At 49.3% G+C, this 12906-nt stretch carries 17 protein-coding genes and 1 tRNA gene; 5 read left to right on the top strand and 13 right to left on the bottom strand.

The genetic code is table 11. The features are described 5' to 3' along the window. The 3 genes from flgB to BZG77_RS03920 form a co-directional block, all read right to left on the bottom strand. Positions 1-396, bottom strand: coding sequence for a flagellar basal body rod protein FlgB (gene flgB, locus BZG77_RS03930; protein WP_021023033.1), 396 nt, complete (start codon positions 394-396; stop codon positions 1-3). Positions 397-583: 187 nt separating this feature from the next. Continuing rightward, positions 584-1411: a CheR family methyltransferase gene (locus BZG77_RS03925; RefSeq protein ID WP_077646276.1), complete on the bottom strand. Its 828-nt coding sequence runs from the start codon at positions 1409-1411 to the stop codon at positions 584-586. A 26-nt stretch (positions 1412-1437) separates the two neighbouring features. Next, entirely contained in the window at positions 1438-2361 is a 924-nt protein-coding gene (locus BZG77_RS03920) for a chemotaxis protein CheV (RefSeq protein ID WP_077646275.1), read from the bottom strand. 123 nt (positions 2362-2484) lie between these two features. Here BZG77_RS03920 and flgA point away from each other — a divergent pair, with 123 nt between their 5' ends. The 3 genes from flgA (at position 2485) to BZG77_RS03905 (ending at position 4039) form a co-directional block, all read left to right on the top strand. Further along, entirely contained in the window at positions 2485-3177 is a 693-nt protein-coding gene (gene flgA, locus BZG77_RS03915) for a flagellar basal body P-ring formation chaperone FlgA (protein WP_077646274.1), read from the top strand. 88 nt (positions 3178-3265) lie between these two features. After that, a complete protein-coding gene (gene flgM / locus BZG77_RS03910) occupies positions 3266-3589 on the top strand; it encodes a flagellar biosynthesis anti-sigma factor FlgM (protein ID WP_077646273.1) in 324 nt (107 codons plus the stop codon). 15 nt (positions 3590-3604) lie between these two features. Beyond that, on the top strand, positions 3605-4039 hold the full coding sequence (locus tag BZG77_RS03905) for a flagella synthesis protein FlgN (protein WP_077646272.1): 435 nt from the start codon (positions 3605-3607) through the stop codon (positions 4037-4039). A 217-nt stretch (positions 4040-4256) separates the two neighbouring features. Here BZG77_RS03905 and BZG77_RS03900 read toward each other — a convergent pair whose 3' ends face one another. Continuing rightward, positions 4257-4691: an LPP20 family lipoprotein gene (locus BZG77_RS03900; RefSeq protein ID WP_077646271.1), complete on the bottom strand. Its 435-nt coding sequence runs from the start codon at positions 4689-4691 to the stop codon at positions 4257-4259. A gap of 25 nt (positions 4692-4716) precedes the next feature. Next, positions 4717-5352 (bottom strand): FlgO family outer membrane protein, encoded by a 636-nt coding sequence (locus tag BZG77_RS03895; protein WP_077646270.1) that lies wholly within the window; start codon positions 5350-5352, stop codon positions 4717-4719. 211 nt (positions 5353-5563) lie between these two features. Between BZG77_RS03895 and BZG77_RS03890 the strand changes: the two genes are divergently transcribed. Both BZG77_RS03890 and BZG77_RS03885 read left to right on the top strand, forming a co-directional pair. Then, a complete protein-coding gene (locus BZG77_RS03890) occupies positions 5564-6697 on the top strand; it encodes a flagella assembly protein FlgT (protein ID WP_077646269.1) in 1134 nt (377 codons plus the stop codon). Positions 6698-6747: 50 nt separating this feature from the next. Continuing rightward, positions 6748-6823 (top strand) — tRNA-Arg (locus BZG77_RS03885). A 34-nt stretch (positions 6824-6857) separates the two neighbouring features. Here the strand turns inward: BZG77_RS03885 and BZG77_RS03880 are convergent. From BZG77_RS03880 to nrdR, 8 genes are all read right to left on the bottom strand, one after another. Continuing rightward, on the bottom strand, positions 6858-7352 hold the full coding sequence (locus BZG77_RS03880; RefSeq protein ID WP_077646268.1) for a phosphatidylglycerophosphatase A: 495 nt from the start codon (positions 7350-7352) through the stop codon (positions 6858-6860). Then, positions 7339-8328: a thiamine-phosphate kinase gene (gene thiL, locus BZG77_RS03875; protein ID WP_077646267.1), complete on the bottom strand. Its 990-nt coding sequence runs from the start codon at positions 8326-8328 to the stop codon at positions 7339-7341. The genes BZG77_RS03880 and thiL overlap by 14 nt, the downstream gene beginning before the upstream one ends. Before the next feature lie 62 nt (positions 8329-8390). Continuing rightward, positions 8391-8855 carry a transcription antitermination factor NusB gene (gene nusB / locus BZG77_RS03870; RefSeq protein ID WP_021023022.1) on the bottom strand — a complete coding sequence of 155 codons (465 nt, stop codon included), beginning with the start codon at positions 8853-8855 and terminating at the stop codon, positions 8391-8393. Further along, positions 8855-9325: a 6,7-dimethyl-8-ribityllumazine synthase gene (gene ribH, locus BZG77_RS03865; protein ID WP_021023021.1), complete on the bottom strand. Its 471-nt coding sequence runs from the start codon at positions 9323-9325 to the stop codon at positions 8855-8857. Before ribH ends, nusB begins: the two co-directional genes overlap by 1 nt. 122 nt (positions 9326-9447) lie before the next feature. Next, positions 9448-10557 carry a bifunctional 3,4-dihydroxy-2-butanone-4-phosphate synthase/GTP cyclohydrolase II gene (ribBA, locus tag BZG77_RS03860; protein WP_077646266.1) on the bottom strand — a complete coding sequence of 370 codons (1110 nt, stop codon included), beginning with the start codon at positions 10555-10557 and terminating at the stop codon, positions 9448-9450. Positions 10558-10567: 10 nt separating this feature from the next. Further along, positions 10568-11230: a riboflavin synthase gene (locus BZG77_RS03855; RefSeq protein ID WP_077646265.1), complete on the bottom strand. Its 663-nt coding sequence runs from the start codon at positions 11228-11230 to the stop codon at positions 10568-10570. Positions 11231-11234: 4 nt separating this feature from the next. Then, on the bottom strand, positions 11235-12365 hold the full coding sequence (gene ribD, locus BZG77_RS03850; RefSeq protein ID WP_077646264.1) for a bifunctional diaminohydroxyphosphoribosylaminopyrimidine deaminase/5-amino-6-(5-phosphoribosylamino)uracil reductase RibD: 1131 nt from the start codon (positions 12363-12365) through the stop codon (positions 11235-11237). Beyond that, positions 12362-12811, bottom strand: coding sequence for a transcriptional regulator NrdR (gene nrdR / locus BZG77_RS03845; protein ID WP_021023017.1), 450 nt, complete (start codon positions 12809-12811; stop codon positions 12362-12364). The genes ribD and nrdR overlap by 4 nt, the downstream gene beginning before the upstream one ends. Between the last annotated feature and the right edge of the window lie 95 nt (positions 12812-12906).

The raw sequence follows: 12906 nt of genomic DNA, 5'->3' as shown, positions 1-12906 counted from the left end.
TTATTTCCCATTCAATGCCTTCTTCATATTCTTGAACTTAGAGCCAAGAAAATCGAGTGAGGCCTGGTATTCCAGTGCGTTCTGCATGAACAAATTCTTTTCTAGCTGCGCATCAACCGTATTACCATCGCCCGTATCCGGCTGTGATGGGACACGGTACTTTTTCTCTCCAGTCACCCGGCTAGAGGCAGCGATGTGCCGCTCATTTGTGCGACTTAGGCCAATACTTGCCTCGGAGCTTGCCGCCTTGAGCGCGCGTTGAAAGTCAATATCTTGCGCTTTGTAGCCTGGCGTGTTGGCATTAGCGATATTGCTAGACAAGGTCTCTGCCCGCTTTCCTCTTACGCCAACGGTGTGCTGGTGCACACCCAATGCATTGTCAAATGTAATCGCCATGGACAACCTCCGAATTCTTACTGAATAGTAATAAAGCAAACAAAGTGCCAAGTTTCGATTTAGCGCTGTTTTTTAAAGTGAGCACTAGGTAGGACGCGGGTTCGAAGCACTCATACTTCGACATAATGCAGTGAGGAGGCAGGTGTTAAACAAAAAAGCGGCAAACACTGTGCCGCTTTTTAAAATGCTATTTTAACTTGTAGATGATGCCTGGATTACAACGGATCATCTCAAATTTATCGGTTAGACCAGTGAGTGACTCCGACGCCCCGAGAATAAGATACCCACCGGGGTTGAGCGCCCCTGCCATTTGATTAAGCACCTTGGCTTTCATGTCCGGAGAAAAGTAAATCAAGACATTACGACAGAAAATAATGTCGAACTTGCCCAGCAAACTGTAGCTTTCCATCAGGTTTTGCGGACGGAAAGTCACCATTCGCTTGATATTGTCTTTGATCCGCATTTTGCCGTCACCCACATCTTCAAAAAAAGTGCGGCGACGCTCTGGAGATAAACCGCGGCCCAACGCTAAGTTGTCGTAGATGCCCTGCCGACACGCCTCTAACATCGACGTGGAAATATCTGTCGCGGTAATACTGACACTGCTCAGCATCCCAGGTTTTCGCTGCTGTGTTTCTGCGACCGTCATGGCAATCGAATAAGGCTCTTGCCCCGATGAACTGGCTGACGACCAAATTTTGATTGGTTTACGTGCTTTCGCCAGCTCTGGAAGTAAACGGTGTGCCAAGACTTCATACGGATAGGTATCACGAAACCATAGCGTCTCGTTGGTCGTCATCGCATCAATGGTCGCGACAGCTAATTCACGATTTCGTCCAGCGATGACCGACTTAACCAGCTCAGACAGTGACGCCAAGCCAAATTTATTCACAAGTGGGCTCAGTCGGCTACGCACCAGATACTGTTTACTGCCTCCGAGTACGATCCCACACTTGGACTCGAGGTGCTTACAGAAGTCCCGATATTCTTGATCACTGATTGCTACATTTGTCATTAATTCACTCAATCGCTCTGGTTACGTTACGACTTAACCGCTTCAAGGACGGTAGATCCCAGCTCATCTGGATCGAACTTAGCGATAAACGAGTTGGCTCCGACGCGCTGAACCATCGCCTCGTTAAAAACCCCACTTAGTGATGAATGCAATACTACATGAAGATCTTTAAGACTCGAATCTTTTCTAATCTCAGTTGTGAGCGTGTACCCATCCATTTCAGGCATTTCGATATCGGATATCACCAAGGCCAACTGGCTATAGATACTCCCCTCTGCAGCCATTTCTTTCAGCTTATCGAGCGCTTCTTTGCCATCTTGCACGAGGATAACGTCATAGCCGACACTTTCTACAGCACGTTTCACTTGTCGACGCGCGACACTGGAATCATCCGCTACCAAAACTTGACTAGGCGCGCTTTCCTCTCGCTCTTCACGTTTTGACAAGACTTCTTCACTGACTGCCTCATTCACTGGGGCGATTTCGTTGAGGATTTTTTCGACATCAAGCACTTCAACCAGCTCATTATCGATTTCAGTGACGGCTGTCAGATAATGCGAGCGGCCCGTTCCCTGTGGCGGGGGCAGTATTTTTTCCCAATTCATATTAACAATGCGCTCGACAGAACCCACCAAAAATCCTTGCATGGTTCGGTTGAACTCTGAAATGATCACAAATCGATTTTCAGGATCGGGAATAGCTGGCCCACCCGTTGCAAGGCTCATATCAATGACAGAGATCGTTTGACCTCGAATATGGGCCACGCCTTTGACAAGAGGATGCAAATTCGCCATCGCCGTCAATCGCGGACACTGCAAGACCTCTTTGACTTTAAAGACATTAATGCCAAAGCGTTGGTTTCTCATCAGGCGGAAAGTCAACAACTCTAAGCGGTTTTGCCCCACCAACTGCGTACGTTGGTTGACCGAATCAAGAACACCACCTGTCATAAGATAAACTCCATATTGCCCCATTTTTTTTATAGAGTAGCATGGCAATCATAGTGGGTAATCACATGACTCTCGAGAAAGAAGGGAAATTTCTTCTTTGTCCGCTACCGATGGTTTGGAACTATGTCCAAGATATTACGCTTATTTAGCGTCACTTTGCTCGCAAGCTTTAGCTTTAGTATAGCCGCTGCAACAGTAAGTCAAATTGAAGCGGTACAAGATGCAGCAGAAAAACATGTTGCAGACATCATTTCTGTGCCCAAAAACGGCAAAATCAATATTACAGCAGGTAATCTGGATTCTCGCATGCGTCTCACAGACTGCCCTGTTCCTTTGGATACCGATGTGCCTGGACGACAGCAGCTTAATACGTCGGTTACTGTGATGGTGTCTTGTGTTCAAGACAACTGGCAAGTGTACATTCCGGTTAAGATTGAGCTGATGACACCCTCGGTCGTAGCGAAGCGGCCTCTTAATCGTGGCATGACTATTGCTTCAAATGATCTTGCCATTCAAATGGTAAATAGTCGGTTTCAACGCGGTAGAACCTATACTCGGCCCGCCCGCTTGATTGGTTCCAAAGTCAAACGGACGGTGGGGATGGGCGAACCGATCAGCAGTAGTGATGTCTGTGCGGTGTGTCGAAATGATGACGTTTTAATTACTGCACAAGGAAAAGGACTCAATATTGTTGCAAAAGGCACGGCATTAAGTGATGGAGCGCTAGGTGAGCAAATAAAAGTCAAGAACAACAAATCTAAACGTCTCGTCGATGCTACAATCTCAGCGGTCGGCGAAGTAACGGTTAATTTCTGACTTTTTACGTCTCAATGCTAAAGTAACTGCAAAATGTGCCGATATGCTGAGCGACGGACTCAAAAGCGACTGACAGTAAGGCAATGTTATGGCGAGTATTGATCAACTACGTGGTAACCAGCAAGCGCTGACCAACACACGAAACACCAGTAACCAGACCAAAACACAAGAGACACAAGGTGGCGCGGTCCGTGAGCAGCAGGGAGTGAAATCTCAAGACGATGCTGTTTCATTAAGCCAACAAAGCCAAAAGATCGACAAAATGAATCAAGAAATGGCCGCCGAGCCCCACTTTGATAGTGTGAAGGTTGAGCAAATCAAGCAAGCGATTGCTAACGGTTCGTACAGAGTGGATGCTGACAAGCTGGCTGCCAACATGATGCGCTTTGAGAATGATCTAAACGAAAGCTAAGCTGACGGAGTGGTTATGAGTCCTACTGCGCCTTTAATGACGCTTGTCGAGCAACAGCGTGAGTGTGTTCAAGCGCTGCAAACGATCCTTGAACAAGAAGCCAGTATCATCGCGAGCCGTGTATCGGATGATATTGAAGCCATCGCGAAAGAAAAACAGGCGTTAATCAATGAAATCCAGCGAAATGATGCGCAAATCAGTCGTCACTCTGAACGTGATTCACTCCATCATGACGAAGCCATGCGTGAACACATCAGCGCGATCCAAACGTGTTTGTCCACCTGTAAACAGCAAAACGAAACCAACGGCGTTGCATTACAACGCGCTAGCTTAAGCATTCATCGCCTGCGCAACTTGTTCCAAGAAAGCGGTGGTAAATCAGAGCTGACTTACAACCAGGACGGCAATGCATCAGGGAGAAAAACACTCGGCACTAACATCAAAGCCTAAAAAGCGCTGTCCATCTTCCCCTCGCCCCCTCTCTAAGCCTGCGCGTCAAATATTTGTCATCGATTAAAGCTTCAACCATCCCAACGCGAAAAACTGATTAAGCAACGGTCGTTTTTAATCACAATCAATCAGCCAACTGCCAACTAAAAAAGCGAGCACCTGGCCCGCCTTATTGTCGTGGTTCACGCACATATTATTAGAAAATCAGACAACGCCATTAGAAGATAATAGAGTTGTTGGTTGGCACCTGCTGTGACTCACCATAGCGTTTCATTTTTTGCATTGTATCTAGGTTCAGTTCGAGCTCTGTGACGTAACTATCACCAACTTTGTAACTCGCCACCACTTCGGCGCCGCGAATAATGCCATCGACGGCGCCTTGCGTGCTGTCACGACCTAAACTTTGATCGTCAACGCTCGCACGGCTGCTTATCCGCAATCCATAAACTTGCTCGCTCAACTCTTTGTAGGCGTCCACTTTAGACGCGCGCATCGCCCGTGTTTCTTTGTCTTCTTGGGTCGCACCTTGTTGGGCGCTGATCGAGGCCATGCCAACCGCCGAAATGATGCTTTCTTCTTTCATTCTGGTAAGAGGCTGACATGCAGAGAGCATCAATAATGCGGCGAAAAGTAATCCATGTCTTTTAAACATTTATCTACCTTACTTTTTTCCTGTGCTAAGGCTTTAGTACGACGGTTTCACGTTTCATGCGGTTTTGATCGTCGCGAATGATTACACCATCACGTTTACGCACCTTGTACAAGCTATCGATATCACGGCCAATCCGGTCTGCGGGTAAAAATCCTTGCGCTGAAGCGACAACCACGCGCGACTCCATACCGATGACACGCGCATTGACGAGCACCCCACCGCCTTGACGCAGCATGGTGCCTGTTAATACATAGTCAATTTGCTGCTCAGGATCGAGCTCCTTCCAGTCACGGCTGATCGTGAAATCACCTTCTTCTGTGACCCGAATAGCGCCCGTTGACTTAAAGTCTACCACCGTAAAACCACGGCTTTGCATCTGGTAAATTAATCCTTCGGTGACAGTGTTTCCTAACCAGTTTGTTTCGCCCATATCTTGCAGATCGACAAACGAAGTCACGGCCAGCGGTGTGCGTGCCGTCAAATAAGCGTTGGTCGCTAAAAGTTCATCCGCCATGCTATTTAAAAAATAGTCGAGTGTGTGGCGTGGTCGCTGCTTAAGAAAAAACTCACTGCCTGAATACGGCTCTTTACCGTTATAAATAGGCGTATAAGCACAACCCGTTACCAATAGCGCTACTATCGCCACTATCCACTTTTTCATCGTATCATGCTCCGCGCTCAGTCATCGATGTGAGACAAGTGTGTTATCTAGTGTATCGGTCTATGTCGTCAAACCTTTACCTTAGATTGCTCATTCTCATTTAGGAACACAACTTGCATCAGCGTCTTTGCGTCATCTTATTGGTAGGCCGTTACCCTACGCGTTAATGAAGTTAAAGCAATTTCCGTACCCACTAAGTGAGATCTTGACTATGAAAACCCTTTTGGCGCGGTTAACACTGGTTGTTAGCTTTGTTGTCACTCCGTTCACGCAAGCTGCCTGGTATGAGGTATCCGCCAGTTCCCCGATACTCGAAAGCCAGCAAGCGGCGCGCGTGCGCGCACTCGAAGCGGCAACTTTTGACGCCATTCGTTTTGCGGGTGCCGATGTGGGGAGCCTTCAGCAGCTCAAACGTTTTTATACACAAGTAAAACCTGACTATCTCTTTAGCGGTAACGCGGTACGCGAGGTGCAAGTGCTGGAGGAAGGCACGCAAGGTGGCAATTATGTGGTTAACCTGCGGCTAGATATCTACCCCTCGGCAAACGCTTGCCACAAAACCCAGTATAAAAAAGGCATAGTGTTAACCCGTTTCCCCATTATGTCGCCACAGCAGGCAGCGTTAGGTGGGATCTATCAATTCGGTGATGACTTTTCAGTGCTATTGAGCCGTGAAGTTAAACAGCATGCACAAAGTTTTGTGGGACGCGGGATCGCCAATGTTGATGTATCACCCAATATGCCAAACGCGATTACCATGCTGGCGGAAGACAAAGACGCGCAGTTTGTTGTGACAGGTGCGATCACCGACTTATCTGCCACCACGGATGATAGTGACTTCGGCAACGCTAAAAATAATCGACAATTAGCGGTCAATGTACAAGCGATGGACAGTGAGAGCGGGGAAGTGATCTTCCAACGTCGCTATCGTGATATCGCGCAATGGCCGTTTGAGCGACACAGCCAAGTCGATACGCAAACGGCACGGTTTTGGCAATCACCCTATGGGCAGATGGCGCGCCGGATGAGCCGAAATATTTTGTTGGATCTCGAGTCTTCATTAGCTTGCCGTGCCAGTAAGCCTAAAATAGTGTCATTAAAAGACAATATTGCGCAAATTAATGTAGGCCGTGTGAATGGTGTGCAGCAAGGTGATCAATTAAACCTATGGCATGTCGCTTCTTTCACTGATGATTTAGGGATTGTACGCACTCAGCGCCGAAAAAGCGGTATCACCCTGACCGTTGCTCGCGTGTATGAGAGTAGTGCTGAAGCCGTTATTCAGCCTCAAACCTTAACCGGCAGCATTCAAATTGGCGACATAGTAACCAAAGGGCTTAACTAAACGAAAACAGGCGCTTAAATCGCGCCTGTTTTTACGTATAATGGTTGCACGCTCTCATAGCTCAACAGGATAGAGCAGTCGCCTCCTAAGCGATCGATCGGGGTTCGAGTCCCTGTGGGAGCGCCATCCTTACTGCATGATGAATGCTCAATGAGTCATGCTAAAAAAGCGTAGGCATGTAGATCGTCAAGAGCCACAAGCTTAGCATCGCCATCACCCCGGCGAGAATATCATCTACCATGATGCCGATACCGCCATGAACATGTTTGTCTAACCAGCTAATTGGCCAAGGCTTTGCCATATCGAAAAGGCGGAATAAAATAAAGCCAGCCAATACCGTTTCCCAATCTGTTGTGGGGACAAGCGCCATCGTCAACCAGAAGCCAACAAACTCATCCCAAACAATCGCACCATGATCATGGACTTGCATGTCTTTAGACGCACGCCCACAGATCGCAATCCCTGCGATGCCGCCAACAATAATGGCGATCCAAAGCCCAACAACCCCACCAAAAGTGACCAGCGCCCAATAAAACGGAATCGCAACTAACGTACCGACTGTGCCGGGCATTATTGGCGATAAGCCACCGCCAAACCCGAGCGCCAATAAGTGGATAGGATTAAACAACGATAAACGGTGTTTAGGATCCGTCATAATCTGACTCCTTAAAATGATCCCAACCTGTCAGCGTCCAATCAAGTGGCTGACCTTGTGAAACTAACTCAAGCGCACGGTGGCCATTAATTTGACCAATACGCTGCACCTTAGTGCCACTGTGTTTTAATGCTGTATCAAGTGTGCCACGATGCATTTCTGGGACAGTAAAGCAAAGTTCATATTCCTCGCCACTCGTCAGGGCCATTTTTTGTGCGGCTGTTTCGCTATCAACCTCTGCGAGTAAACGTTCAGAAATCGGCAGCCGTGTGACCTCAATTTGCGCCCCGACATCACTGGCTTGGAGAATATGGGTTAAATCTGCATACAAACCATCAGAGATATCGATAGCAGCCGAAGCAATGCCCCGCAGTGCCTGCCCGGCAGCTACGCGCGGTTGAGCGCGATAATGATGGTTAATCAAGCGATTAGCACGCGCCTCATCAACGATGGGTTTGCCAAGCACATAAGCAAGCCCTGCCTGACTTTCACCTAGCGATCCCGTGACATAGATCCAGTCGCCAGGTTTGGCGCCTGAACGCGTCAGTGCCTGCCCTTTAGGCACGTGGCCATGCAACGTCATGGTAATGCTTCTTGGACCTCGCGTGGTATCGCCCCCGATTAACTGAACCTGAAAGTGTTCAGCCAAAGCAGAAAACCCCTGACAAAAACCGGCCACCCAGGCTTCATCAGAATCGGGCAAGGTTAGAGCGAGCGAGCACCAAGCGGGCATCGCACCCATTGCGGCAAGATCACTTAAGTTAGAGGCTAAGGCTTTGTGAGCAACGTCGGATGCCTTGGCGGAAGGAAGAAAATGCGTGCCCTCGACTAACGTATCTGTGGTGACCACGAGTTGGCAGCCGTCTGGCACCTCAGTGATCGCACAATCATCGCCAATGCCTAAGGCGACATCTCGACGGTTAACCGGTTGACGTGCGAAATAATCGCGAATCAAATCAAATTCGTTGCGCGTCATAAAAACTATTTATCGGATTAGATCAATAAAAAGGCCAGCATGGCTGGCCTAGTAAGGAGGGATTAACGTAACCGAGGATACGCTTTATCCAAGACACCATTAACAAATTTATGGCTGTCTTCCGCACCAAAGCGTTTAGCCAACTCAATGGCTTCATTGATGACCACTTTATAAGGGACATCATCGCATTTGATTAGCTCATACATCGCAAGGCGCAATAAGGCGTGCTCCATGTCGTCAAGATCCTGTAATGGACGAGACAAATACGGACGCATCTTGCTATCAAGCTCTTGATGGCTGAGCGCAACACCACTGAACAGCGTACGAAAATACGCAACATCTGTTTCCGGATCGCGAAGAAGTGGCTCTGTTTTCTGGTGCTCATCTTCTTCTTCGTATTTATCTGCGGCCAAAAACTGCGCTTCAATATCAGCGACATTCCCTTTTGCGATTTGCCATGTGTAAATGGCTTGCAATGCAAATTGGCGAGCATTACGCCGTGCGGCTGGTTTCACTTTAACCCCCATTAGGATTCAATCTGGGACAGAACATTCACCATTTCAAGCGCGCTCAGTGCAGCCTCTGCCCCTTTATTACCAGCCTTGGTACCTGCGCGTTCGATCGCTTGCTCAATGGTGTCTACCGTCAGCACACCAAAAGCAACTGGGGTTTCATACTCCAGCGCTACTTGTGCCAACCCTTTGTTACATTCTCCGGCAACATAGTCAAAATGCGGTGTGCCGCCGCGGATCACTGAGCCTAGCGCGACAATCGCATCATAACGACCGCTTTTCGCCAACTTTTGGGTCACCACAGGCAACTCGTAAGCACCGGGACAACGGACCACGGTAATATTATCGTCGTTGACTTGGCCTTGGCGCTTCAGTGCGTCAACCGCACCATCTAGCAAACTCTCATTAATAAAGCTATTAAAGCGAGAGATAACAATAGCAACCTGCGCATTGGGCGCGGCAAATGCACCTTCGATTACGTTCATGAGCCTTCCTGTGACTTGCTTTCCGGAATGAGAAACCGCGCGATTCTAGCATACTTTTTACCATTGACACCATGCTCAGTGTCTTGGGAAACGCGCCCGAGCCTCATCGCTTCTCTCAGTATTTATTCGGTCACGTATTCAACCACGTTCAGGCCAAAGCCTGACAGGGCGTGATAACGCTTTGTCGATGAAGAGAGCAAACGCATTTGTTTCACGCCCAGATTGGCTAATATTTGTGATCCAATTCCGACTCGGCGTGACGTGCCCTGCCATTTGGCACCTGCTGGTTTCTCACCTTTATCTTGCGCTTCAAACGCTTTGACTTGACTGATAATGGAATCAGGCGTCTCTTCTTTCCCCAAAATAACCAACACACCGCCTTCTTCACTGATGCGCTTCATCGCACGAGTCAGCCCCCAGCTGCGCTCAGCAGTACGGTCGGAGCGAAGTAAATCGGTAAACGTATCTTGCAGATGAACCCTTACCAATGTCGGATCGGTGCTAATCTCGCCTTTACGCATCGCGTAATGAATTTGGTTATCAATGGTATCCCGGTAGGTCACCAGATCAAACTCACCAAATTCGGTCGGCAGGGTACAGGCGGCAACTCGCTCGATGGTCGTTTCGTTTAAATTACGATACTCAATCAGATCGGCAATGGTGCCAAGTTTAATACCATGCTTGTCACAAAACACTTCTAAGTCAGGACGACGCGCCATGGTGCCGTCTTCATTTAAGATCTCAACAATCACCGAGGAAGGGCTAAAACCGCCTAGGCGCGCCAGATCACAGCCCGCCTCTGTATGACCTGCGCGAGTCAGTACACCGCCCTCTTGCGCCATGAGCGGAAAAACATGCCCAGGCTGTACTAAGTCGGCGGCTTTGGCATCTGACGCCACCGCCGCTTGCACGGTGCGCGCGCGGTCGGCCGCCGAAATGCCAGTGGTCACGCCTTCGGCCGCTTCAATTGATACCGTAAATGCGGTGGAAAACTGCGCATTGTTATCTGACACCATCAAGGGCAATCCAAGTTGCAAACAACGCTGTTGAGTCAGCGTTAAACAAATCAAACCACGCCCGTGGGTCGCCATAAAATTGATCGCTTCTGGCGTAATGGCTTCTGCTGCAATGATCAAGTCGCCTTCATTTTCGCGATCTTCGTCATCCATCAATACCACCATCTTACCTTGGCGGATATCATCAATGATTTCTTGGGCGCTACTAATTGCCATCTTGGATTCCTTATTTCAAAAAACCGGAACGGGCGAGCGTTTCAAGACTCACGCCCGTTGATTGTGTCGGTTCAGCCGCTTTGTCTCCGAGCATCAATCGCTCAAGGTAACGGGCGATGACATCGACTTCAATGTTCACCTTACGCCCCGGAGCAAAGTGCTGAATTGTCGTTTGTTCAGCCGTATGCGGTACGATAGTGAGCTTAAACGCATTGCCATTGACGTCGTTCACCGTCAGGCTAATGCCATCCACCGTTATCGATCCTTTCAACGCCACATACTTGGCAAGTTCAGGCGGTAATGCAATCCAGTACTCCCATGCACGTCCCGTTTGACTCACTGACGTCACTTCCCCTAGGCCATCCACATGCCCAGAGACCATGTGTCCGCCAAAACGCGTAGTCGGCAACATCGCCTTTTCCAGGTTGACGTTATCGCCAACAGACAAGATCCCGAGTGATGAACGCGCCAGCGTTTCTGACGACACATCGGCGCTATAACCGGTTGCGGTCAATGCAACCACGGTTAAACACACCCCATTGGTAGCGATGCTGTCGCCCAGTTTGACATCCGAGAGGTCGAGGGCACCACTCTCTATGGTGAGGGTCATGTCTTGGCCACGGCGAGTCAGCTTTTGAATTCGGCCCACCGCTTCGATAATTCCAGTAAACATCGTATTAATACTCTTGCGTGATGACCGCATGCTCCGAGAGCGTTGCGATTAGGCGAACATCGTCACCGATAGGCGTCACTTGATTAAAATGAAAACGCGGTACGTCATCCATACGTTGCAACCCGTCTAAAGCAATCAGCGGGCGGCTATCTGCCCCCAGCAATACCGGCGCTTGATAAACAATCAGCTCATCCACTAACGACTCAGTTAATAACTGATTCGCCAGCCTCGCGCCTGCTTCTACCCAAACCTTATCGATATCATGTTGTGCCAATGCGTGAAGGATAGCGCTGAGCGAAGCGTCGGGCATGACCCATTCGTGGACGTTATCCGGCCATATCTGACTACTTGGCATATCGACAATTCGGATCACCTCGCCCTCAAGCTGATAGACGGTCGCTTCAGGTGACGTTTTATTATGTTTATCCAAGATCACGCGCGTCGGCTGGCGCAGTACTGATTGCGGGTAATGGTCGAGGATCTCAGTTGCAAGCTGGCTACGACGTATATTTAGGCTGGGGTTATCGGCTAATACCGTGGCGCTGGTCGATAAAATAGCGCTCGCTTGGGCGCGAAATGTCTGCACATCGGCGCGCGCTGGTTCACCCGTGATCCATTTACTTTGCCCATTTGCCAAGGCGGTGCGCCCATCAAGACTGCCCGCCAGTTTGAGCTGAACATAGGGCATTTGGGTTTGCATACGTTTAATAAAACCAGGATTCAGCGCTTTGGCCTGCTCAGCCATCACACCGACCACGACCTCAATACCGGCTTGTTGTAACCGCGCGAGACCGCGCCCTGCCACTTTAGGATTAGGGTCTTGCATCGCACAGACAACACGCGTGACCTTGGCGGCAACCAACGCATCACAACACGGCGGCGTGCGACCATAATGAGAGCAAGGCTCTAAGGTGACATAAGCCGTCGCGCCCACCGCGCGTTCCCCCGCTGCTTTTAAGGCGTGAACTTCGGCGTGTGGACCACCTGGAGCAATGTGAAACCCCTCACCCACAATGTCATCACCGTGAGCAATCACACAGCCGACATTGGGGTTAGGCGTGGTGGTAAAGCGACCTTGGGCCGCAAGCGCTAATGCGCGCGCCATCATCGTTTGATCTTGGTGGCTAGTTGTCATTTTTGTAACCGTGCAATCTCTTCACCAAATTCGCGAATATCTTCAAAGCTATGGTAAACAGAGGCAAAACGGATATAAGCCACCTTATCAAGCTCCTTCAGTGCTTCCATGACCAAGTTGCCAACCATGGCTGATCCTATTTCTCGCTCACCCGTCGCTCGCAAACGCGACTTAATGCTATTTATCGACTTTTCGATATCATCCGTACTGACAGGACGCTTCTCCAACGCACGTTGAATACCGCCCCGCAATTTATCTTCGTCAAAGGGCTCTCGATTACCGTTGGTTTTGATCACCCGTGGCATGACTAATTCCGCTGTTTCAAACGTCGTATATCGCTCAGCGCACGCCAAACACTGGCGACGACGGCGAACTTGATGGCCATCAGCCACGAGTCGAGAATCGATCACTTTGGTGTCGGTAGCACCACAGAATGGACAGTGCATGCGCGTCGTCTCCTCAATATTGTCCTGCTAGTGTAACCGATTTGCGAGGATGAAAAAGCCTCTCTAAGGAGACGGAGTACGGGTTTTGTGTCTCA

It is taken from the genome of Salinivibrio sp. IB643 (assembly GCF_001996105.1).
In the GTDB taxonomy this organism is placed as follows: domain Bacteria; phylum Pseudomonadota; class Gammaproteobacteria; order Enterobacterales; family Vibrionaceae; genus Salinivibrio; species Salinivibrio costicola.
Note: the sequence above shows the minus strand (reverse complement) of the source record. Positions and strands in the feature narration are given on the sequence as shown.

Coding starts and splice junctions, on each gene's coding strand:
- nrdR (WP_021023017.1), bottom strand. CDS start 12,811: ATGCACTGTCCATTCTGTGGTGCTACCGACACCAAAGTGATCGATTCT.
- thiL (WP_077646267.1), bottom strand. CDS start 8,328: ATGACGCGCAACGAATTTGATTTGATTCGCGATTATTTCGCACGTCAA.
- ribBA (WP_077646266.1), bottom strand. CDS start 10,557: ATGGCAATTAGTAGCGCCCAAGAAATCATTGATGATATCCGCCAAGGT.
- BZG77_RS03900 (WP_077646271.1), bottom strand. CDS start 4,691: ATGTTTAAAAGACATGGATTACTTTTCGCCGCATTATTGATGCTCTCT.
- BZG77_RS03895 (WP_077646270.1), bottom strand. CDS start 5,352: ATGAAAAAGTGGATAGTGGCGATAGTAGCGCTATTGGTAACGGGTTGT.
- BZG77_RS03920 (WP_077646275.1), bottom strand. CDS start 2,361: ATGACAGGTGGTGTTCTTGATTCGGTCAACCAACGTACGCAGTTGGTG.
- BZG77_RS03905 (WP_077646272.1), top strand. CDS start 3,605: ATGAGTCCTACTGCGCCTTTAATGACGCTTGTCGAGCAACAGCGTGAG.
- BZG77_RS03925 (WP_077646276.1), bottom strand. CDS start 1,411: ATGACAAATGTAGCAATCAGTGATCAAGAATATCGGGACTTCTGTAAG.
- flgA (WP_077646274.1), top strand. CDS start 2,485: ATGTCCAAGATATTACGCTTATTTAGCGTCACTTTGCTCGCAAGCTTT.
- flgM (WP_077646273.1), top strand. CDS start 3,266: ATGGCGAGTATTGATCAACTACGTGGTAACCAGCAAGCGCTGACCAAC.
- BZG77_RS03890 (WP_077646269.1), top strand. CDS start 5,564: ATGAAAACCCTTTTGGCGCGGTTAACACTGGTTGTTAGCTTTGTTGTC.
- flgB (WP_021023033.1), bottom strand. CDS start 396: ATGGCGATTACATTTGACAATGCATTGGGTGTGCACCAGCACACCGTT.
- BZG77_RS03855 (WP_077646265.1), bottom strand. CDS start 11,230: ATGTTTACTGGAATTATCGAAGCGGTGGGCCGAATTCAAAAGCTGACT.
- BZG77_RS03880 (WP_077646268.1), bottom strand. CDS start 7,352: ATGACGGATCCTAAACACCGTTTATCGTTGTTTAATCCTATCCACTTA.
- ribD (WP_077646264.1), bottom strand. CDS start 12,365: ATGACAACTAGCCACCAAGATCAAACGATGATGGCGCGCGCATTAGCG.
- nusB (WP_021023022.1), bottom strand. CDS start 8,855: ATGGGGGTTAAAGTGAAACCAGCCGCACGGCGTAATGCTCGCCAATTT.
- ribH (WP_021023021.1), bottom strand. CDS start 9,325: ATGAACGTAATCGAAGGTGCATTTGCCGCGCCCAATGCGCAGGTTGCT.